The organism is Streptomyces sp. NPDC000075 (assembly GCF_040301925.1).
GTDB lineage: Bacteria > Actinomycetota > Actinomycetes > Streptomycetales > Streptomycetaceae > Streptomyces > Streptomyces polychromogenes.
In genome coordinates, this window is record NZ_JBEPFL010000041.1 from 1 (window position 1) to 19,990 (window position 19,990).

Sequence of the window (19,990 nt, forward strand, 5' to 3'; positions counted from 1 at the left end):
GCCGACGTGCCTGATGGTCTCGTTGGTCCAGACCGGCCGAGCCCGGATGGATCCGTGCATGCGCCCGCGCGCTGCTGCGCGCCGGCGCCCGGACGGCGCGCCTGCGCTCGCGCGCCGCGGAGCTGGACCGGCTCGCGCAGTGGTGCGCGGGTACCGGCACCGAGGCCCACCTGCTCCACGGGCCCAGCGGAGTCGGCAAGTCCCGGCTGGCCCTCGAACTCGCCGACCGGCTCGCCGCGTCGGGCGCCTGGGACATCGAGTTCCCGGCCCCCGACGCCGAGCCGACCCGTACCGACCGGCCGCTGCTCGTCGTCGTCGAGGACGCCGAGACCCGCCGCGAGCAGGTGGCCCGGCTCCTCGACCCGGCGGACGCCGGCCCGTCCCGGGCACCGGTCCGCGTCCTGCTGCTCGCCCGCACCCGGGACGGGTGGTGGGACGAGTCTCAGGACGGCATCCGCACCAGGCGGGAACTGACCGCGCCCGACGACACGGACTCCGCCCACGCCGACGCCGTACACGACGCGGTACGGGACTACGCGGCCGCACTGACCGCGCCGGGCCGGCCCTGTCCACCGCTGGAACAGGACCGCTCGGACCGGCTCGTCGCCACCACGTCGGACCAGCCGGGCAGGCCCGGATCCCTCCAGAGCGCGGTCCTGGCCGCGCTCCTCGACACCGCCCACGGCGTCGAAGCGCCCCTGGCCGTACGGGAGATGGGCCACCTCCTGCACTCCGCGGCCGCGTACGGACTGGAGCTGGCCCCCCAGGTGGTCGAGGCGGCCGTCGCCACGGCCGCGCTGTGCGGGGCGGCGGACGAAGAGGCGGCTCTGGCAGCGCTCGGGCACGTCCAGGCACTGGAGGAACCCGGCCTGCGACTGCGCACCGCGCGGTGGCTGCGCACGGAGTTCCCGCCGGAGCCCGCGTCCTGCCCCGGCTACTGGAACCAGTCCCTGCCGGACGCACTGACCGAGGACCTCCTCGCCGGCCTGGTCACCCCCCGGTTCCTGATGAGCGCGCTGATGGAGACCACCGAGGCCCAGGACCGCCGGGCCCTGACCGTTCTCGCGCGCGCCGCCGACACCCGCCCGCAGGTCCGCGCCCACCTGCGCGAGCTGGTGTCCCTGCTGCCGGGCGTCTCCCCCATGGCGATCGAGGTGGCGCTCGGCAGCGGCTACGCCGCCCCGCTCGCCGAGGCGCTGACCGCCCTCGCCGAAAAGCACCCCGCGCTGCCCGCCGACCTGCTGGACGCCGTACCCCCGGGGGTCACGGTCTTCGGCGAGTTCCCCGTGCTGCTGGCGGAGAGCCTGGTGGACGCCTACGAGCTGCGCGCGAAGACGCAGAACGGTTTGCGCGGACTGACCAAGACGCTCGTGGCACTGTCCGGGCGGCTTGCCGACCTGGGCCGTGGGGAGCAGGCCCTCGGCGTCGCCCGGCGGGCCGTCGAGAGCGCCGCCCTGCTCGAAGACGGGCAGGAGTGGCAGGGCCACGCCGCCCGCGCGCTGCACCGAGCCACCGACCTGACCCCCTGACAGGAAGAAGACCCGTGAACCTCGACGTCACCTCCATACGGGCCCAGTACCCGGCGTTCTCCGACGATTCGGTCTGGCTGGACGCCCCGGCCGGCACCCAGATGCCGCAGAGCGTCATCGACGCCATCGCGGACGCCTACCGCGCGGGCATCGGCAACCTGCACGGCGCCTTCCCCGCCAGCGCCCGCTCCGACGCCATCGTGGCCGAGGCCCGGCAGGCCGTCGCCGACCTGGTCGGCGGCTCGCCGGACGGCGTCGTCTTCGGCCCGAACATGACCACGCTGACCTACCGCTTCGCCGCCACCCTGGCCAAGACCTGGGGCCCGGGCGACGAGATCGTGCTCTCGACCCTCGACCACGACGCGAACCTGCGGCCGTGGGTGCAGGCGGCCGAGGCGGCCGGCGCGACCGTCCGGTACGCCGAACTGGAGGTCCCCTCCGGGGAACTGCCGGCCGAGCAGTACCGGCATCTGGTGGGCCCCCGGACGCGGCTCGTCGCCGTCACCGCGGCCAGCAACATCCTGGGGACCATGCCCGACCTGCCGCGCATCGCGGAGATCACCCGTGCCGCGGGCGCCCTCCTGTTCGTCGACGGGGTGCACGCCACCCCGCACATGCCGGTCGACATGGTCGCGCTGGGCGCCGACTTCTGGGCCACCAGCGCCTACAAGTGGAACGCCCCGCACGTCGGCGCGATCGTGGCCGCCCCCGCACTGCTGGCGGAGCTGCACCCGGACAAGCTCCTTCCCTCGCCGGAAACCGGACCCGAGCGGTTCGAGACCGGCACGCTGCCCCTCGCGGACCTCGCGGGCGTGCGCGCCGCCGTGGACTACCTCGCGGGACTCGACCCGACGGCCGAGGGCTCCCGCCGCGAACGGCTCCTGCTGTCCATGGCGGCGGTGCGGGAGTACGAACAGGGCGAACTGGCCCACCTCCTCCAGGGTCTCGCGGCGCTGCCGGCGGTACGGCGGATCGGCGCGCCCGCCCGGAGCACCGCCACCGTGTACTTCACGGTGGACGGACGCACGCCGCAGCAGGTGGCCGAGTACCTGGCCGGCCGGAAGATCAACGCGTGGTACGGCCACTCCTACTGCTGGGAGGCGACCGCCGCCCTCGGCATCCGCGACCAGGGGTCCGCCGTCCGCGTCGGCATCTACCACTACACCAGCCGCTCGGACACGGACCGCCTCCTGGCCGCACTCGCCGAGCTGGCCTCCTGACCGCCCCCTCCCCGCTGCCCCACCACGCACCCGCACGACCGATTGGACGAGAACGCATGCCCGAGTCCGAGTCCCTGCCGGCCCCGCTCCGGCTCCGTTCCGCGACCCGGCGCCGGCTGCTCATGTGCCCGCCGACGCATTTCGAGGTGTCCTACTCGATCAACCCCTGGATGGACCCGGCCCGGCCGGTGGACACCGACGCGGCGATGCGGCAGTGGACCGGCCTGAAGTCCCTCTACGAGGACTTGGGGCACGAGGTACTGGAAGTACCGCCGGTTCCGGGCCTCCCGGACATGGTCTTCGCGGCCAACGGCGCCACCGTGGTCGGCGGCAAGGTGCTCGGGGCCCGGTTCCGGCACGCCGAGCGGACGGCGGAAGGCCCGGCGTACCTGGCCTGGTTCCGGGCCCAGGGGTACGAGGACGTGCTGTGGCCGGAGCACATCAACGAGGGCGAGGGCGACTACCTCACCGTCGGCGACCGGCTGCTCGCGGGCACCGGCTTCCGGACCGACCTGAGGTCCCACGCCGAGGCACAGGAGTTCTTCGGCGTTCCGGTCACCGGACTCCAACTGGTCGACCCCGCCTACTACCACCTGGACACCGCGCTGTCCGTACTGTCGGACGACGAGGTCATGTACTACCCGGCCGCCTTCTCCGAAGGCAGTCAGGCGGTCCTGCGCCGGATGTTCCCGGACGCGATCCTCGCCTCGGCCGAGGACGCCGCGGTGTTCGGACTGAACGCGATGTCGGACGGCCGCCACGTCATCCTTCCCGAATCCGCGACGGGGCTCGCCAAACAGCTCTCGGAGCGGGGCTTCGAACCGATCGGGATCCGCATGGACGAACTGCTCAAGGCGGGCGGCAGCGCGAAGTGCTGCACGCTCGAACTACGCGACTGACGCACGGCGCACCACGGCCACCGGGCCGCCCGTGGACCGGGCGGCCGGCCGGACACCGCGCGACGCCCGTCATCCCAGCCGGTGCATCCAGCCGTGCGGATCGGCGGCGCGCCCGGTCTGCACCTCGACCAGTGCCTTCCGGAGCCGCATGGTGACCTCACCCGGTCCACCGTCCCCGTGCACCCATGAGGCCTTGGCGGACTTGACCGAGCCGACCGGGGTGACCACGGCCGCCGTGCCGCAGGCGAACACCTCGGTCAAGGTGCCGGCGGCCACGTCCCGCTGCCAGTCCTCGGTGGAGATCCGCCCCTCCTCGACCACGTAGCCGAGATCGCGGGCGAGGGTGAGCAGCGAGTCGCGGGTGACGCCGGGAAGCAGGGTTCCCGTCAGCTCCGGGGTGAGGATGCGCCGCCGCTCCCCTTCCGCTCCGTACACGAAGTACAGGTTCATGGCGCCCATCTCCTCGACCCAGCGGCGCTCCACCGCGTCGAGCCAGACGACCTGGTCGCAGCCGTGCCCGGCGGCCTGGGCCTGGGCGGCCAGCGACGCCGCGTAGTTGCCGCCGGTCTTGGCCGAACCCGTACCGCCCTTGACCGCCCGCACGTAGTCCTCGGACAGCCAGACCGACACGGGCTTGACCCCGCCCGCGAAGTACGCGGCGGCCGGGAAGGCGATCACCATGAACAGGAACTCGTTCGACGGGCGGACGCCGAGGCCGACTTCGGTCGCGAACATGAAGGGCCGCAGGTAGAGCGCGGATCCGTCGGTGTCCGGCACCCAGGCGCGGTCATGTTCGACCAGCGCGTCGCACGCCGCGACGAACAGATCGGCGGGCAGCTCGGGCATGGCCATCCGGCGGGCGGAAGCCCGGAACCGCTCGGCGTTGGCATCGGGGCGGAAGGTGGCGACGGTGCCGTCGGGCTGCTTGTACGCCTTGAGGCCTTCGAAGATGGTCTGCGCGTAGTGCAGGGTCATGGTCGCCGGGTCGATCGACAGCGGCGCGTAGGGAACCAGCTCGGCGTCGTGCCACCCCCGCCCCTCGGTCCACCTGATCTGAACCATGTGGTCGGTGAAGTGCCGCCCGTAGCCCGGATCGGCCAGGATCGCCCCGCGCTCCGCGGCGGACCGCGGGTTCGACGAAGGCTTGAGCACGATCGTGGGCGTTGTCATGCGACTTGTCCTTCGTTGGTCGTTTTCGCAGCACCGGTTTCCGGCTCCGAGTGTCCGATTATCGCAGTGCCGATGGCCGGATGGAATGGCCTCCCGGCCGCAGCGGCGGCACGGCGCGGCCGGGCGGCGGGGCTTCGGCGTGCCGCCCGGCCGGTGTCGTGGGGTCAGCGGCTCGCGTAGGGCAGCAGGGCCATCTCCCGGGCGTTCTTGATCGCGGTCGCGAGGTCCCGCTGCTGCCGCGCCGTCACCCGGGTGACGCGTCGGCTGCGGATCTTCCCGCGATCGGAGATGAACTTCCGCAGCAGGTCGGTGTCCTTGTAGTCGACGTACGTGATCCCGGCCGCGTCGAGGGGGTTGGGACGGGACGTGACGGGCTTGCGGGGATCGTTGCGCCGGGCCATGGCGGTACTCCTGTGGGTGGTGGGTCGGGTGGGTCAGATGTGTTGAGTGGTCGGGTGCGGTGCCGGGGGCGCTGTCAGGCGGGGTCGAGCAGGGCGTCGAAGGCCGCCGGCAGGGTCTGCCAGGACGCGGGCCCCGACGCGTACTCCGCGTCCGTCAGCAGGCACGAGTCGAGGAGTCGCTCCAGCCCGTCCCGGTCGAGACCCGGGGAGGTGAAGACGAGGTGCTGGCAGCAGTCGCCGTGGTCGGGGTGCCAGTCGAGGGCGGCCGCGGCACGGCGTACGGGCGGGACCAGGTCCCAGGCCGCGTCCGGCAGTGACGCCAGCCAGGGACCGGCGCTCTCCACGCACAGGGCTCCCCCGGCCGCGTCCCAGGCCAGCAGCGTGTCGGGGCGGTCGGCGAGCCAGAACCGGCCGCGGCTGCGGGCGGCCGCGCAGCACAGGTCCTCGAGCGCCTGGTAGAGGCGTTCGGGGTGGAACGGGCGGCTGCGGTGCCAGACCAGCGTGGTGACGCCGGCCTCGTCGGCTTCCTGGGGCAGGAGGGCGCAGGCGGGGTGTTGGGCGGCCGCGGCCGCCTCGACGTCGAAGCCGGCGAACGCCGCCCGGGCGAGCTCGACGGACGCGGCCGGCACCCGCCGCGCGGTGGGGTGCAGTTGCGCCAGCAGGGCCCGGTCCTCGTCGTCGGCCGCCTCGCTGTCGACGACGGCCAGCACGGGCGCGTACTCCAGCTGACGCGCCCAGGTGTCACCGACGGTCCGCCGGTCGGTGGGCGCGGCCGCCAGTCCGGCTTCGGCCAGGTCGTCGCCGTTGCCGAGGTACGGCAGGACCAGCGCGGGGTCGACGGCGGTGATCACGTTCGTCAGGAGGAGCCGCTCCCCGCCGTGTCCGGCGATCACTTCGGCCATGGCCCTGGGCTCCACCGAATCCCACAGCTCGACCACCGCGAGGCGGGTGAGGCCGCCGTCCGCCAGCCGCTCCAGCTCCGGGACCAGGTCCTCGCGGAGCGCGCAGCACGCGCAGTCGTTGACCAGGGGTGTCTCCTCGCGGGAGAGGGTGCCGGAGGCGTCCCGGATGAGGCGGAGCACCGTGCCGCCGGGGGCGTTCGCCAGGTCGTGGTGGAGGGCCACGCTCCCGGGAACGGTGCGCAGGAGGCGGTCGACGACCTGTGTCCGGGCCTCGGCGTGCAGGCCGGCGACGATCACGACGGGGAGCTCGTGTCCGTGGTCCATCAGCAGGCTCCGTAGCGGCGCTGGAACTTCTCGACGCGGCCGGCGGTGTCGAGGACGCGGGCGGTGCCCGTGTAGAAGGGGTGGCTCGCGGAGGAGATCTCCACGTCGACGACCGGGTAGGTGTTGCCGTCCTCCCAGTCGACCGTCTTGTCGGCGGTCATCGTGGACCGGGTGAGGAATGCGGTGCCGGAGGCGGTGTCGCGGAAGACGACGGGCCCGTAGGCGGGGTGGATGCCGGGCTTCACGGCAGGAACCTTTCGACGGTGGGGCGGGTGCGGGGCGGTCCGGGTCAGCGTTCTTCGCGGAAGTCGACGTGGCGGGCGACGACGGGGTCGTACTTGCGCAGCACGAGCCGGTCGGGGTCGTTGCGCCGGTTCTTGCGGGTGACGTAGGTGAACCCGGTGCCCGCGGTGGAGCGGAGTTTGATGACCGGGCGGATCTCGTTGCGTGCCATGGCGCTACTATATGGCAATGGTTTCCATTTCCAATACGGGATGGACGTCTTCACGAGAGGGGACCCAGCACCCATGTCGGCCCACTGCCAACTGACCGGCGCCAAGCCGGGCTTCGGCAACAACATCTCCCACTCGCACCGGCGCACCCCGCGCCGTTTCGACCCGAACGTCCAGCACAAGCGCTACTGGCTGCCCGGCGAGGGCCGGTACGTCCGCCTGACGCTCAGCGCCAGGGCGATCAGGACGGTGGACGCGATCGGCGTCGAGGCCGCGGTGGCGCGGATCCGCGCGCGGGGAGGGAAGGTCTGATGGCGAAGCGGAGCAAGATCGCGCGGAACGAGAAGCGCAAGGAGACCGTCGAGCGGTACGCCGCGCGGCGGGCGGAGCTCAAGCGGACCGTCCGGCGCCCGTCCTCCACCCCGGCCGAACGCGCGGCCGCCCTCGCGGAGTTGCGCCGGCAGCCGCGCGACGCCAGCGCGACCCGGGTACGCAACCGCGACGGCGTCGACGGCCGGCCGCGCGGCTACCTGCGCAAGTTCGGGCTCTCGCGGGTGAGGACCCGGCAGGAGGCGCACGCCGGGCACCTGCCGGGAGTGACCAAGGCGTCCTGGTAGCCCCGTCCGCATGCCCGACCGTCCGGGAGGCGGTCAGGACGGGGGGCGGGAGGCGGTCAGGACGAGGTCGATCAGGCGCGGGGCGAGGGCCTCGTCGAGGGGTTCGCCGGTGAGGAGGACCCTGGCGAGGAGGGGACCCGTGATGGCTTCCACCAGGAGGTGGGGGTCGGTGCCCTCGGCCAGTTCGCCGCGGTCGATACCGCGCCGGACGAGCGTTTCGGCGCGTTCGAGGCGGGCCTGCCAGTACGCGCGCCGCCCTTCCTCCAGCGCGCCCTGCTCGCGGACGGTGCCCAGGAGCAGCAGCGCGGTGCCGGCGGGGGTGGCGAAGAAGCGGGTCAGCGCCGTGAACAGTTCGCACAGGTCCTCGCGGACGGTGCCGGTGTCGGGGGTGGGCAGGGCCTCCTCGGTGCGGGTGGCGAGCGCGTCGAAGATCAGGTTCTCGCGGGTCTTCCAGCGCCGGTAGACGGAGGTCTCGTGGACGCCCGCGGCGCGGGAGACCGCGGCGACCGTGGTGGCGGCCAGTCCCCGGGAGGTGAGCAGGTCGACGGTGGCGGCGAGGACGGCCTGCCGCATCCGTTCCCCGCGCCGTCTCAGGGGCGGGGTCTCCTGCGGGGCGCTTTCCTCGTGGCTCGTCACCCGGCCAGGCTATCGCAAGACTCCTTGCGATAGGAGGAGGGGCGGCGTACGTTGGAACGCAAGACGACTTGCGTTAGCTCGCGGTCGCAGACCTGAGACGACAGACGAAAGAGGTTCCGTTCGTGGAACTCATGCGTGCCGCGCGCCTGCACATCCCCTCGCGCACCCTCACCGTCGAAGAAGTCCCCGTTCCCTCTCCCGGACCCGGCCAGGTGCTGGTCAAGGTGGAGGCCGCGGGCGTCTGCCTGTCCGACGTGCACCTCGTCGACGGCTCCCTCACCCCCGTCCACCTCACAGGCGACACCGTCACCCTCGGGCACGAGGTCGCCGGGACCATCGCCGAACGCGGACCCGGCGTGACCGGCTGGACGACGGGCCGGCGCGTGGTCCTCCAGGCCGGCGAGGTGCGCGACGGCCGGGTCCTGACGCGTGGCGTCGACTACGACGGCGGCTGGGCCGGGTACGCCCTCGCCACCGTCGAGACCCTCGTCCCGCTGCCCGGCCCGATCCCCTTCGAGCAGGGCGCGATCATCCCGGACGCCGTCTCCACCCCCTGGGGAGCCATCACCACCACCGCCGACGTCCGCCCGGGCCAGGCCGTCGGCCTGTGGGGCATCGGCGGGCTGGGAGCCCACGCGGTCCAGCTGCTGCGCGCCGTCGGGGCCTGTCCGGTCATCGCCGTGGACCCCGCCCCCGCCGCGCGCCGGCGGGCCCTGGACTTCGGCGCCGACCTGGCGCTGGACCCGGCCGACCCGAGCCTGGCCGACCGGGTCCTCGCCGCCACCGGCGGGCGGGGGCTGGAGGCCGCCTTCGACTTCGCGGGAGCCGCCGCCGCCCGGGAGCAGGCCCTGACACTGCTCGCGGCCAGGGGATGCCTCGTCCTGGTCGGCCTGAGCGCCCAGCCGCTGACCGTCCCCGACGCAACCCGCTTCAGCTACCTCCAGCACCGCATCCTCGGCCACTACGGATCCGCCGAGGACGCGGTGGCGCGAGTGACGGCCCTGGTCGAAGGCGGCAGGCTGGACTTCTCGCGCTCGATCACCGACACGTACCTGCTCGCCGACGCCGCCAAGGCCGTGGAGCGCCTGCGCACCAAGGAGGGCGACCCGATCCGCCTCGTCCTGCGCCCCTGACCCCCGTCCGCCGGCCGCCGCCCCCGACCGCCCTGACGGACAGGGCGGACGCGACGGACACGACGGACGCGACGGACGCGACGACCCGCCCCGAGACAGGAACCCGGCCATGCCCCTGGACCCGCCCCTCTCCGCCCTCCTCGACCAGCTCAACGCCACGCCCGCCCCGCGCATCCGCGACACGGACCCGGAGGAGCTGCGCAAGGCACAGCGGCAGCTCGGCGCGGGCCTCCCCGCGCCGGAAACACCCGCGGTCGGCTCGGTGGAGGACGCCTCCGTGCCCGGCCCCGCGCGGGACATCCCCGTCCGCGTCTACCGGCCCGCGACGGACGGCCCCGTGCCGACCGTGGTGTTCTTCCACGGCGGGGGCTGGATCACCGGCGACCTCGACTCGCACGACGACGTGACCCGCAGGCTGTGCCGCGACGTGGAAGCCGTGGTCGTCGCCGTCGACTACCGCCTGGCACCCGAGCACCCCTTCCCCGCCGCCTACGACGACTGCCTCGCGGCGGCCCGTCACATCGCCGACCACATCGCCGACTACGGCGCCCGCCCGGACCGGCTCGCCCTGGCGGGCGACAGCGCGGGGGCGAACCTGGCCGCCGCCGTCGCGCTCGCCTTCCGCGACGAACACCGGCCCCTGGCCGCCCAGCTGCTCGTCTACCCCGCCACCGACTTCGACGGCACCTACCCCTCCCGCACCGAGAACGCCGCCGGATACCTCCTGAGCCGGCAGGACGTCCTCGACCTCCAGACCCTCTACGCGGGCGACGACCCGGCCGTACGCGCCTGCGCCCGCGTCTCCCCGCTGCGCGCCGACAGCCACGCCGGCCTCGCCCCTGCGGTCATCGCGACCGCCCAGTACGACCCCTTGCGCGACGAGGGCGACGCCTACGCCGCCGCCCTCACCCGGGCCGGAGTGGACGTCTTCGCCCGAACCTACGACGGGCTGATCCACGCCTTCCTCCACCTCACCCGCCTCTCCCCCGCGGCCGACGAGGCCGTCACCGAGCTCCACGCCCAGCTCAAGACCCGGCTCGCCTGAACGGTGTCCCACCCCGCCCTGCGGTCTCACCGCCCGCGCACCGGTCCCCGGCGCCCGGCACAAGCCCGTCCGCACCGCGCACCGCGCACCGCCGCGTCACCGCGCCCCCGGGCCGGTGTCGGCCCGGGGACGCGGTGGGCGGTTACTCGGGCCGGTAGGCGCTGATGGCGTCGGCCATCGGCTTGCCGAAGGTCATGTCGCCGGACGGGACCGGGCCGCCGTCGAGGGAGGCGACCATCTTGCCTTCGTCGGGGCCGGCGCTGAGGGTGCAGGTGACCCCGTGGGCGTCGGCGCGTTCGAAGCCGAAGCGCGGGTAGTAGGCGGGGTGTCCGAGGACGGTGACGGTGCGCTCGCCCAGGGCGCGGGCGGTGTCGAGGCCGGCGCGGATGAGCGTGCTGCCGATGCCCGCGCCCTGGTGGGCGGGGTCGACGGAGACCGGGGCCAGCGTGAGCGCCGGGGCGTCGCCGATGCCGGCGCGGGTGAAGAGGATGTGCGCGATGACGGTGCCGTTCTCGTCCTCGGCTACGAGGGAGAGTTCGGGGATCCAGCACGCGTCGGCGCGCAGGGCGTCGACGAGGTCGGCGTCCTCCGGGGAGCCGAAGGCTGCGGTGATCACCTCGCGTACGCGGTCGTGGTCGTGGTGGGTCTCGGTCCTGATCTTCACTGCGGGAACGTTCGCTTTCTGTGGTGGTGTGAGGTGGGGAAGGAGGGGCCGTGGGGCGGGGGCACGGCTGCGGGCGTGCCCCGGCTGGGGCCGCCGCGGCCCGGTCACAGGGTGAGCAGGGCGCGGCCGGCGGCCTGGGTATCGGCGAGGGGTCTGAGGGCCAGGCGGACCAGGGCGAGCGGGTTGTCGTCGCCCGCGATGCGGTTGGCGGAGAGCTCGCCGCAGGTGACGCACTGGTGGATGATCACCCACTCGCCGTCGGTGCGGACGGACATGCCCAGCGCCTCCATGCGGCCCCGGCAGTCGGCGTCGCGGTCGCCGGGGATCTTCCGGTCGACGTGCAGGCTGGCCAGGCAGTTGGGGCAGTGGTTGCGGTGCGCGGTGCCGGGGGCGTCCGGGGAGACGTCGAGCCGGCAGGACGTGCACCGGAAGTCGCCCGCCCGGTGGCGGCCCTGGGTGTGCAGGACGTCCTTGTGCCGCTGCGGACGGCGCTGACGGCGGTTGTTGGTGCGTGACATGGGGGTGCTCCTTTCCTGTCGGGCAGTCAGAGGGTTCCGAACGCTTCGAGCGGGAAAGGCGGTTGGGCCAGCGGGCGGACCGCCATGCGCATCAGGATGAGCTGGTTGTCGTCCGGGCGGACGGGGTGGGAGGTGAGCTCGTCGCAGCGCACGCAGCGGTGGATCACCCTCCAGTCACCGGTGCGGAGCACGGCGATGGCGATCGGGGACATCCGGCCCTCGCAGTCGCTCGGACCGCCCTCGACGTGGTCGAGGACGTGCCGGGAGTGCAGGCAGGACGGGCAGTGGTTGCGCGGCGCGCCGTCGGCGGCGTACGCGGACACGGTCAGACCGCACCACGCGCAGGCGAAGGTGCTGAGGCTGAGAGTGTTGTGGCTGGTGTTGCTGGAGTTGGTGGTGTGGCTGGACACCCGGGTGCTCCTTGCTGGGAAGTGGTCAAAACAGCAAGAGCAGGCCGAGTGGCCTCGTCAGAGGGCAGCCCGACGACACCGCAGGACGGCGGACGGGCAGATCGGAACACCGGAGGACACGTCCGGCAGCAGCCCGGGGAAACGGGCGGCGGAAAGGCTACGGACGGTTACGCGGTGTGGCGAGGCGCACTCGGCGCGGGCCGGGACATCAAACACCCTTTTCCAGGGCACACAGGCCCAGAACGAATCAGAACGACCCCGACAGGTTAACAAGGCCCCCTCTGCGGGTGTCAACGCAATTTGATCGCCGCGGCGGAGAGCGAACGTACCGTCCTGATCATGAACGTCAACCCGTTCGCCCCCACCCAGGGCGAGGCGTTCCACCCCGACGCCGTGTACCGGCTCAACGTGGACACCGACGGCGACGACATCGCCGACCTGGCGTTCAGCTTCGTCCTCTCCCCACCCGACGGCGGCAGCCAGACGGTCACCGTCCACCGGGCGACCGGCGACCGGGCGCGCGAACACGCGGCAGGCGGAGAGGCCGTCATCTCCGGCGCGGCCGTCGCGTTCGGGGCGGATCCGAACGTCGTGGACGGCAACGGCTACCGGTTCTCCGCCGGGCTGCGCAGCGACCCGTTCTTCGCCGACCTCGACGACATCGTCAACGACTTCACGTGGACCGGCAACGACTTCGGCATCGACAAGAACGTCTTCGGCATCGTGCTGGAAGTCCCCGACACCGAGCTCGGCGACGGCCCGATCGGCGTGTGGGCGCGGGTCAGCCTCCGTCAGAACGGCCGGCTCGTCTCCGTCGACCGCGGCGCCCGCCCCTCCCTGACCGCGTACTTCAACGCGGAGGACGTCAAGGAGAAGTACAACGCGGGCGACTGGGACACCTACCGCGAGGCATGGAGCGCGGTCCTGGCCCACACCGGCGGATACAGCGCCGAGGACGCCGAGAAGGCCCTGCGCACGGTGCTGCCGGACGTCCTCCGGTACGACCGCAGCCGGCCGGCGGCCTATCCGAACGGGCGCACGCTCACCGACGACGTCACCTCCGCCCGCCTCGCCATGGTCTCCGGCGGCAAGATCACGGACGATCACATCGGCCCGCACACCGATCTGCTGGACCGGTTCCCCTACCTCGGCCACCCTCACCCGGCTTCCTGACCACCCACCCGCCCCCGCGCCAAAGCTTTACCCGGCCCGACGCACGATCAGGCCGGCGGTGGGTAGGTTGGAGGTAGACCAGCCTGGTCTGGTGGGAGACCCCGCGCTACCGGGTGGCCACACCGAGTGGTCAGTGGAAGGTACGGGTGGTCTCGCTCGGCTGTGCGCGACACCGATGCCGCGTGCTTGACGGCCCTTGATCCGTGCGTGCTGCGGACGCCGACCGTGATGGGCTCAATCCCGAATCGGCGGCACACCATGCACCCCACCGTGGGCGTGGACATCGCCACGTACGACCACACGGTCGTCGTGACCCTGTCGGGGGAACTCGACACCGACACCTCGCCCCTGGTCGCGCAGACCACCGGCACCCTGGATCTGTCCTCGGGGGCCCGGACCCTGATCCTCGACCTGGCGGCCGTGACGTTCGTCGACGCCAGCGCCCTGAACATGCTGCTCGCCCTGCGCCACCACGCGCGGGCTCGCGGCACCGCCCTGCGCCTGCGCGCGGTCCCCCTGCAGGCGCAGCACCTGCTGGACCTGACCGGCACCCGGCACCTCTTCACCCTGTGTTCCGCCCGGGACGCGGCCGGCGGCACCTGACCGCGAAGCCCGCCCTGCGGGCCGGCCGCCGTGCCCGCGCGGCGGACGCGGGCGCATCCGGGCTCAAGCGTGCCCGCGCGGCGCATCCGGGCTCAGGCGGCGTCGGTGGGACGGGGGCTCGTGGCGGGAACGTGGACGTGGACCGTTTTGCCGCCCTCGGCCGCCGGCCGCACGCAGACCTCGGAAGCCAGCAGGTTCACCACCGGCCAGCCGAACCCGCCGCCACCCGCCAGATCCGGCGGGCGCGCGCAGGGGGGATTCGGGCTGGTGTCGGTGACGTCGATGTCGAGACCCTCGCGCGACCAGGCCAGCTGAAGGGTGCAAGGGCCCCGGGTGTGGCGGACGGCGTTGGTCACCATCTCGGAGGCCACCAGCAGCGCCGCCTCCCGCACGAACTCCGACACCATCCGGCCCCCGGCCACGCTGTCCGCGACGAAGCGGACCGTCTCGGCCCGCGCTCGCGCGGCGGCGCCCCGACCACCGCAGACGCAACGACGACGCACCGGACGATCCATCTCCACTCCCGAAACCCGCTCACCCCACCCCTCACCTCTTGCGCCCCTACCCCACGAGAGGCCCCGGCAGTCTTACGGCAGATGGCGGGCGAAGAAGGTCCCCACCCGGCGCCGTACCTCGGTGAGCGTCGCCGTGGGGTCGCCGGTGCCGACGAGCGCGGTCCGCGCCGCCGCCGTCACGAGACCGGACGTCTGGAGTCGCGGGACGAGCGAGCCGTAGTCGGTCAGCGCCCAGTGGTTCGCGCCGGGGAGCAGCGCTCGGCGGCCGGGGAGGCCCGCCCAGGACGACTCGATCCGGGCGGCGCCGTCGAATCCGTCGGTGCGCAGCAGCAACAGCGGCCAGCCGGGGCCGGCCGGCGCCGGGTACAGGTCGAGGTAGCCCTCCAGGTTGGCCACCGCGCCGACCCGGCGGTCGCCACGGGCCGCGTACACCGCCGCCGTGCCGCCTGCGGAGTGCCCGTACAGCCCGATCCGGCGGGAGTCCATGACCCGGGCGAGGGGAAGGCCGCCGAGCCGGTCCAGGACCAGCCGGAGGTCCGCGATCCGGGTGTCCACCATCGTGCGGAAGGTCGCCGGGTCCGGCGGTCCGGTCAGGACGGTCGTCCGCATCCCGGTCGGCAGCTCCACCTGGGATGCGTCACCGGGGTGATCGAGGAGCACGACCACCCGGCCGCGGCTCGCCAGGTCCTCGGCGAGGGTCGTGCCCAGCGTGCGGGAGTCGCCGCCGCCCGGTGAGTACACCAGCACCGGCCGCCGCCCGGGCAGCGGCGGCGCGCCCACGTGCCCGTGGGTGAGGACCGCGCCCCAGTCCACCGTTCCCGGCTGCGGCAGTCCGGGATGGACGCGGGGCGCGAGACCGGCGAACTCCCGTGCCTCGGCCGCAGTGAGCTGCGGGGCCCGGGGAAAGCCGTGGACCGACCGGGCCGGGTACAGGACGGTCAGCATCAGCTCCCGTACACCGCCCACCCACGGATCGGTCCGGGCCGGGTCGGTCAGATGGACCGTCCGCACCCCCACGGGGTTCGGACCGGCGGGCGCGGGCAGCCGGAGGTCCGGGCCGCCACCGGACGCGGACGCGGCGGTGGGCAGCAGGGCGGCGGCACTCCCGAATAGGGTGCCCTTGAGAAGAGTGCGTCGAGAGGTCATACGGGCATCGTCGGGGCGGGCCCGTCACGCCGCGAGGGTTCAGGCCCTGGCCGAAAGGCCGCCCCGGGACGGGGAGTTGTGCGAGTGTTGCGCGTCCACTTCACCGCGCGGGACTTCGCCCGCATCCGGTTCGCGGCCCGCCCGGCGCCGCTCCAGGAGCTGCACGCCGCCCTGACGACAGCCCTGGCCCGCAGCGGCGGGCCGCTGTTCGCGCCGTGGCGCGGCCGCGTGCTGCGCGCCCTCCCGGCCGCGAGCAGCCCGCTTGCCGACCTGGTTCCGCAGGGGCGCCCGCCTTCCTTCCTCGACGTCCTCGGCGACACCCTCGCCGAGGGCTTCGAACAGATCCGCGCCGCCGGCCCCGCTCTCGTCCGGTCCGAGCTGGAGCGGATCTACGGGGCGTCGCAGGCCCCTCGCTGGATGCGCGGCCTGCACGCGGACGAGGAGAAGGCCTGGCACACCCTGCACCGCGCCCAGCGGGCCGCGTACGAGACGGTCCTCGCGCCGGTCTGGCCCGTCGTACAGGACCTGCACCGCCAGGAGTTCACCCGCTACGCGCTGACGGTCGCCGAGCACGGCGTGGCCGCCGCCCTGACCGGCCTGGCCCCGGGCAGCCGGCTCGACGGGGGCGTGTGGGAATGGCCCCGTGCGGCGCCGGCCCGCGACGTCCGCCTCGACGGGCGCGGCCTGGTCCTGCTGCCGACCTTCCACCACCCGGCGGGACCGCTCCTCCAGGACACCCCGGGCCGTCCCGCGGTCCTCACCTACCCGGCGGGTCCCGGGCTCCCGCCCACCGCCGGGGACCCGGTCGTCTCCGCCGAGGCCCTCGCCGCCGTCCTGGGCCGCACCCGGCTGGACGCGCTGCGCCTGCTCGCCGAACCTCACACCACGACCTCCCTGGCCCGCGCCCTCCGCGTCAGCAACGCGACGGCTTCGTCCCAGGCGGCGGCGCTGAGGGCGGCGGGCCTGGCGACGACGACCCGCGCGGGCCGCGCGGTCACCCACCGTCGCACGGCCCTCGGCACACTGGTCGCGGGCCCCTGGCCGCCGTAGTCCGCCCCCTGACCGCTGATGCCCCGGCGGACCCCCGCGCACGGCTCCGCCCGGCGCCTCCGGCTACGGGCCGGCCGTGTGCCGGGACCTGAGGCCTCTCACTCCATGGGCCGGCTGGTGACGTAGACGGTACGGAGGACGATGGCGGCGGAGAGCAACAGCAGGTTGAAGCCCAGCAGTTCGTACAGTCCGAAGTGCCCGCTCACCCGCGGGCCGCCTTCCATGCCCAGGAGTCGCAGGCCCGCGAACCCGAGGAAGATCCCTACGAGGGCGTGCACCACCCGCCCGACCAGCTCGCCGGCGACCCGCCGGTCGCGGGGATCGGCGAAGAGCCGCACGTTGACTCCGAGCCGTCCCTCCTCCAGCGCACCGCCGAGACGGTCGAGGCGGCGCGGCAGGCGGCGCAGTACGGGCAGCAGCGCGATCAGTTCGTCGCGGGCCGTGTCGCGGACGCTCTGCGGTCCCAGCCGGTCGGTCAGCCGGGCCGAGGCGTACGCACGGGACGCCTCCAGCATGTTGAAGCCCGGGGAGAGGCGGACCAGGGTGCCCTCCAGGGTCGCCAGGGCCCGGAACACGGCCGCGATCTCGGGCGGGACCGCCAGGCGGAAGTCGGCCACGAGCCGGAACAGATCGCTGAACATCTGCGCGTCGGGTGCGGACCCGTGCCCCAGGTGGCGGGCGCTGAACTGCCCGAGGGCGCGCAGCAGCCGTTGTTCGTCGACTTCCTCGGGACGGTCGGTGATCTCCAGCAGGGCGTCGCGGAGGGCCGTCGGATCGCCCCGGTCGACGGCCAGGAAGAGGCCGCCCATCGCCTCGCGGAGCCCGGAGTCGAGCCTGCCGACGGAGCCGAAGTCGAGCAGGGCGGCCGTACCGTCGGGGCGGAGCAGGATGTTGCCGGGGTGCGGATCGGCGTGGAAGACGCCGTCCCGCGTGATCTGGTCGAGCAGCGCGGTGAACAGGGTTTCGGCCAGCTCGGTGCCGTGCCGCCGGTCGTCGGGGACGGCCTTGCCGAGCGAGGTGCCCTCGATGCGGCTCATGACGAGGACGCGTTCCGTGCTGAACTGCCCGTGCAGGACGGGTATGGCGACGCCGGCGTCGCCGCGGGCCTCGGCGGCCCGGCGCACCGCGGTCATGTTGCGGGCCTCGACGCGGAAGTCCAGCTCCTCGCGCAGCGCGACGGCGAAGCCGCGCGCCAGCTCGTTCAGCCCGAGACCGCGCCCCCAGCCGGTGCGGTCGCTCAGAGCGGCGGCCAGGCGCCCGACGATGTCCAGATCGCGCTCCACGAGTTCCGGTATCCCGGGCCGCTGCACCTTGACGATCACCTCGGTCCCGTCGTGCAGGACGGCCGCGTGCACCTGGGCGATGGAGGCCGCCGCCAGCGGGACCTGCTCGAACGTGGCGAAGAGGTCCTGTACCGGCGCTCCCAGACACTCCCGGAGCTGTGCCTCCACCTCGCTCCAGGGCGCGGGCGGCACCTGGTCCTGGAGCAGGCTGAGTTCCTCGACGTAGACCTCGGGCAGCAGGTCCCGCCGGGTCGACATCAGCTGACCCAGCTTCACGAAGGTGGTCCCGCCGGCCTGCAACGCCTGCCGCAGCTCCCGCGCCAGCAGCTCGTGCCGTACGCCGGGCGCGCTGCGGCGCCCGCGCAGGTACGGCCCGAGGCCGTGCCGGGTGGCGATGCGCACCACCCCGGAGTACCGGCGCGCACGCGCGATCCGCCCCCGCACCGACCGCGCCCAGCCGAACGGCCGCAGCGCTCCCACGGGCACCAGGACGTCCAGCGCGACGAGCACCACCATCGAGGTGAGCATCCCCACCCCGGTCATCAGGGACAGCAGCGGCGCGAGCTCCCCCGACGCCTCCAGCCGGGGCCCGAACAACCCGCCCGACACGGCGAGTCCGCACGCCCCCGCAACCCCGACCCGCACCACGCCCGCCCGCACTCCCAGCAGCCGCCGCGCCACCACCGCGGGCGCCACGACCACGAGCAGGAAGACGAGCACCCCGACCAACGCCCCCGCGATCCACATGCCGTCATTCAACAGCACATGCGTGCGATCGGCGGCGAGTACGTGATCCTCGACCTGGCGACCACCGACCGGCTGCCCGACCAGCCGCCCGCGAGAAGTGGGATCCGTGGCCAGATGACCCGAAAGGACAAAATGACTCAAAATGACTTGGGTTCGGCCGAGTACCAGCTCCATCTACTCGAGACGATGAGGCCGCTGCCGGAAACTCTGGACAGGGTGCTCGAGGTGATCGGATGCTCCCGCGAGCAGATGGAGCAAGGATCGGAACGCATTCGGTCAGCGACGGAGATGCCGGCCGGGTCTGCGGGTCTGACACGGGAAATCCTGAGAGACGTTCGGACCCATCAGGAGCAGGAGGGGCTCGTGGAGCGTTACGCATTCCCTCTCTGGCCGGACTATGAATTCGAAGTCGAATACCATCCGGCAGGGGACTTCTTCATGCGGCTCTGGTTCGTCCGAGCCCCCGGAAGCGAGTCACCCACTGGTCAGCCGACGCCGTGGACCTGGCTCAAGGATGAGGTCCTTGCGCAGTACGAGGACGTCAAGGAACTCATGCTCTGGCTCCCCTACGAGACCTATGACGTACTGAATCCGCAGGATGGGAAGCGCTACTTCCTCCGCTTCGGATGGCATGTCCTGCAGGAAATCGACGAGATGTGACGGACGATCCCCTGGGATTCCTGCTGGGCTGGCTAGCCGAGCCAGACGATGTTCAGGACGGTCAGGCGGTGCAGGGGCCCGTTCACCCAGTAGGTGAGGGACAGCCGGCCGACGGAGGCGTAGCGCACGTCCTCGCCCTCCGGGTCGTCGGCGTTCCACTGCTTGAAGCCCCATGGGTCGGCCGCGGCGGCGTCCAGGACGTCCCACACGCCGTCCTCGGCGTGCTCGGGCAGGGCGCCGAGGACCTTCGCGGCCGACGCGGAGAGGCGGACGGCGTACGGCTGTCCGCTCACCGGCGCCTTCCCCGCAGCTCCGCCATGTCGATGGCCTCGCCCTCGTCGTAGCCCGAGGCGACGAACGCGTCGACCGCAGGGGCGTGGGCGAGGCGGCCCTGCCAGTCCTGGACGACCTCGTACAGCCCGGCGAGGGAGAACGTCCGGCGGGACTCCTCCAGGGCGGCCGCCCACTCCCGCTCGAAGGCCGGCACCCACCGCTCCGCACGCCGGTCGGCGCGCAGCCGGGCGAGGAGCTCGGCCGGGGCACCGGGTGCGGGCGCGTACGGCGACGAGGGAGCGTGGTCGGGCTGAGCGCTCATGTTCTTCCTCCGGGAAGTCCTGAGGCCTCAGAGTAGTGCGGTCGCCGCCGGCAGCGCCCCGGTTCCACCGCGCCCGGTGCTGACGCGGGGCTGCCCGGGCGGCGGCCCGTTCAGATCTCGGCGTCGATCATCCGCTCAAGGCTCCAGCGAGCCATGATCTCGGCGACGGCGGGATACCGTTCGAGAAGCTCCTCGTTGCTCAGCTCCGCCTCGGGTCGCGTCGGCGCCGTGCGGACGTCGGTGCGTTTCGGCAGGGTCATCGCTGTCGTGCGGAGCTTGCTCACGGGACCTCCAGCGC

The 19,990-nt window shown here is 73.3% G+C and carries 26 protein-coding genes; 11 read left to right on the top strand and 15 right to left on the bottom strand.

The features are described 5' to 3' along the window. Positions 1 to 101: 101 nt before the first annotated feature. From ABT403_RS33315 to ddaH, 3 genes are read left to right on the top strand one after another with little or no spacing between them, the layout of a single operon-like run. Entirely contained in the window at positions 102 to 1,529 is a 1,428-nt protein-coding gene (locus tag ABT403_RS33315) for an ATP-binding protein (RefSeq protein ID WP_351650533.1), read from the top strand. 14 nt (positions 1,530 to 1,543) lie between these two features. Further along, a complete protein-coding gene (locus ABT403_RS33320) occupies positions 1,544 to 2,749 on the top strand; it encodes a cysteine desulfurase-like protein (RefSeq protein ID WP_344152203.1) in 1,206 nt (401 codons plus the stop codon). 56 nt (positions 2,750 to 2,805) lie between these two features. Beyond that, the gene (gene ddaH / locus ABT403_RS33325) at positions 2,806 to 3,648 is read left to right on the top strand and encodes a dimethylargininase (RefSeq protein ID WP_344152206.1); all 843 of its coding nucleotides are present in this window, start codon (positions 2,806 to 2,808) and stop codon (positions 3,646 to 3,648) included. A gap of 69 nt (positions 3,649 to 3,717) precedes the next feature. On the opposite strand, the gene ABT403_RS33330 is transcribed toward ddaH, so the two are convergent. The 5 genes from ABT403_RS33330 to rpmG form a co-directional block, all read right to left on the bottom strand. Further along, positions 3,718 to 4,818 (bottom strand): branched-chain amino acid aminotransferase, encoded by a 1,101-nt coding sequence (locus ABT403_RS33330; protein ID WP_344152209.1) that lies wholly within the window; start codon positions 4,816 to 4,818, stop codon positions 3,718 to 3,720. A 164-nt stretch (positions 4,819 to 4,982) separates the two neighbouring features. Further along, entirely contained in the window at positions 4,983 to 5,219 is a 237-nt protein-coding gene (gene rpsR, locus ABT403_RS33335; RefSeq protein WP_344152212.1) for a 30S ribosomal protein S18, read from the bottom strand. A gap of 74 nt (positions 5,220 to 5,293) precedes the next feature. After that, entirely contained in the window at positions 5,294 to 6,445 is a 1,152-nt protein-coding gene (locus ABT403_RS33340; RefSeq protein ID WP_344152215.1) for a CobW family GTP-binding protein, read from the bottom strand. After that, entirely contained in the window at positions 6,445 to 6,690 is a 246-nt protein-coding gene (locus ABT403_RS33345) for a type B 50S ribosomal protein L31 (protein WP_344152218.1), read from the bottom strand. Before ABT403_RS33345 ends, ABT403_RS33340 begins: the two co-directional genes overlap by 1 nt. Positions 6,691 to 6,734: 44 nt before the next feature. Next, entirely contained in the window at positions 6,735 to 6,899 is a 165-nt protein-coding gene (gene rpmG, locus ABT403_RS33350) for a 50S ribosomal protein L33 (protein ID WP_344152223.1), read from the bottom strand. A 73-nt stretch (positions 6,900 to 6,972) separates the two neighbouring features. Here rpmG and rpmB point away from each other — a divergent pair, with 73 nt between their 5' ends. Together rpmB and rpsN are read left to right on the top strand one after the other, a co-directional pair. Beyond that, a complete protein-coding gene (rpmB, locus tag ABT403_RS33355; RefSeq protein WP_344152226.1) occupies positions 6,973 to 7,209 on the top strand; it encodes a 50S ribosomal protein L28 in 237 nt (78 codons plus the stop codon). Further along, on the top strand, positions 7,209 to 7,514 hold the full coding sequence (rpsN, locus tag ABT403_RS33360) for a 30S ribosomal protein S14 (protein ID WP_344152229.1): 306 nt from the start codon (positions 7,209 to 7,211) through the stop codon (positions 7,512 to 7,514). The genes rpmB and rpsN overlap by 1 nt, the downstream gene beginning before the upstream one ends. Before the next feature lie 33 nt (positions 7,515 to 7,547). Here rpsN and ABT403_RS33365 read toward each other — a convergent pair whose 3' ends face one another. Then, entirely contained in the window at positions 7,548 to 8,087 is a 540-nt protein-coding gene (locus ABT403_RS33365) for a TetR/AcrR family transcriptional regulator (RefSeq protein WP_344152992.1), read from the bottom strand. 185 nt (positions 8,088 to 8,272) lie between these two features. On the opposite strand from ABT403_RS33365, the gene ABT403_RS33370 reads away from it, so the two are divergent. Beyond that, complete coding sequence (locus ABT403_RS33370) at positions 8,273 to 9,283, top strand: zinc-binding dehydrogenase (protein ID WP_344152232.1); 1,011 nt, start codon at positions 8,273 to 8,275, stop codon at positions 9,281 to 9,283. A gap of 109 nt (positions 9,284 to 9,392) precedes the next feature. After that, positions 9,393 to 10,328, top strand: coding sequence for an alpha/beta hydrolase (locus ABT403_RS33375; protein WP_344152235.1), 936 nt, complete (start codon positions 9,393 to 9,395; stop codon positions 10,326 to 10,328). A 142-nt stretch (positions 10,329 to 10,470) separates the two neighbouring features. Here the strand turns inward: ABT403_RS33375 and ABT403_RS33380 are convergent, their stop codons facing one another. The 3 genes from ABT403_RS33380 to ABT403_RS33390 form a co-directional block, all read right to left on the bottom strand. Further along, entirely contained in the window at positions 10,471 to 10,992 is a 522-nt protein-coding gene (locus ABT403_RS33380; protein WP_344152238.1) for a GNAT family N-acetyltransferase, read from the bottom strand. A gap of 104 nt (positions 10,993 to 11,096) precedes the next feature. After that, positions 11,097 to 11,510: an RNHCP domain-containing protein gene (locus tag ABT403_RS33385; protein ID WP_344152241.1), complete on the bottom strand. Its 414-nt coding sequence runs from the start codon at positions 11,508 to 11,510 to the stop codon at positions 11,097 to 11,099. 26 nt (positions 11,511 to 11,536) lie between these two features. Continuing rightward, positions 11,537 to 11,920 carry an RNHCP domain-containing protein gene (locus ABT403_RS33390; protein WP_344152244.1) on the bottom strand — a complete coding sequence of 128 codons (384 nt, stop codon included), beginning with the start codon at positions 11,918 to 11,920 and terminating at the stop codon, positions 11,537 to 11,539. Between the two features lie 300 nt (positions 11,921 to 12,220). Here ABT403_RS33390 and ABT403_RS33395 point away from each other — a divergent pair, with 300 nt between their 5' ends. Together ABT403_RS33395 and ABT403_RS33400 are read left to right on the top strand one after the other, a co-directional pair. Next, positions 12,221 to 13,093 carry a DUF4331 family protein gene (locus ABT403_RS33395; protein WP_344152247.1) on the top strand — a complete coding sequence of 291 codons (873 nt, stop codon included), beginning with the start codon at positions 12,221 to 12,223 and terminating at the stop codon, positions 13,091 to 13,093. A 258-nt stretch (positions 13,094 to 13,351) separates the two neighbouring features. Continuing rightward, positions 13,352 to 13,696, top strand: a complete 345-nt coding sequence (locus ABT403_RS33400; protein ID WP_344152250.1) for an STAS domain-containing protein — start codon at positions 13,352 to 13,354, stop codon at positions 13,694 to 13,696. A gap of 92 nt (positions 13,697 to 13,788) precedes the next feature. On the opposite strand, the gene ABT403_RS33405 is transcribed toward ABT403_RS33400, so the two are convergent. Then, on the bottom strand, positions 13,789 to 14,211 hold the full coding sequence (locus ABT403_RS33405; RefSeq protein ID WP_344152253.1) for an ATP-binding protein: 423 nt from the start codon (positions 14,209 to 14,211) through the stop codon (positions 13,789 to 13,791). 72 nt (positions 14,212 to 14,283) lie between these two features. Then, positions 14,284 to 15,357 carry an alpha/beta hydrolase family protein gene (locus tag ABT403_RS33410; RefSeq protein WP_344152256.1) on the bottom strand — a complete coding sequence of 358 codons (1,074 nt, stop codon included), beginning with the start codon at positions 15,355 to 15,357 and terminating at the stop codon, positions 14,284 to 14,286. An 84-nt stretch (positions 15,358 to 15,441) separates the two neighbouring features. On the opposite strand from ABT403_RS33410, the gene ABT403_RS33415 reads away from it, so the two are divergent. Further along, positions 15,442 to 16,407 (top strand): ArsR family transcriptional regulator, encoded by a 966-nt coding sequence (locus ABT403_RS33415; protein ID WP_344152995.1) that lies wholly within the window; start codon positions 15,442 to 15,444, stop codon positions 16,405 to 16,407. Between the two features lie 98 nt (positions 16,408 to 16,505). Here the strand turns inward: ABT403_RS33415 and ABT403_RS33420 are convergent, their stop codons facing one another. After that, positions 16,506 to 18,437, bottom strand: coding sequence for an ABC1 kinase family protein (locus tag ABT403_RS33420; protein ID WP_344152259.1), 1,932 nt, complete (start codon positions 18,435 to 18,437; stop codon positions 16,506 to 16,508). An 18-nt stretch (positions 18,438 to 18,455) separates the two neighbouring features. On the opposite strand from ABT403_RS33420, the gene ABT403_RS33425 reads away from it, so the two are divergent. Next, positions 18,456 to 19,097: a hypothetical protein gene (locus ABT403_RS33425; RefSeq protein ID WP_344152262.1), complete on the top strand. Its 642-nt coding sequence runs from the start codon at positions 18,456 to 18,458 to the stop codon at positions 19,095 to 19,097. Positions 19,098 to 19,129: 32 nt separating this feature from the next. Here ABT403_RS33425 and ABT403_RS33430 read toward each other — a convergent pair whose 3' ends face one another. The 3 genes from ABT403_RS33430 to ABT403_RS33440 form a co-directional block, all read right to left on the bottom strand. Beyond that, positions 19,130 to 19,390 (bottom strand): hypothetical protein, encoded by a 261-nt coding sequence (locus tag ABT403_RS33430; RefSeq protein WP_344152265.1) that lies wholly within the window; start codon positions 19,388 to 19,390, stop codon positions 19,130 to 19,132. Continuing rightward, a complete protein-coding gene (locus ABT403_RS33435; RefSeq protein WP_344152268.1) occupies positions 19,387 to 19,692 on the bottom strand; it encodes a DUF6247 family protein in 306 nt (101 codons plus the stop codon). Before ABT403_RS33435 ends, ABT403_RS33430 begins: the two co-directional genes overlap by 4 nt. Positions 19,693 to 19,802: 110 nt before the next feature. Further along, complete coding sequence (locus ABT403_RS33440) at positions 19,803 to 19,976, bottom strand: hypothetical protein (protein ID WP_344152271.1); 174 nt, start codon at positions 19,974 to 19,976, stop codon at positions 19,803 to 19,805. Positions 19,977 to 19,990 lie beyond the last annotated feature (14 nt).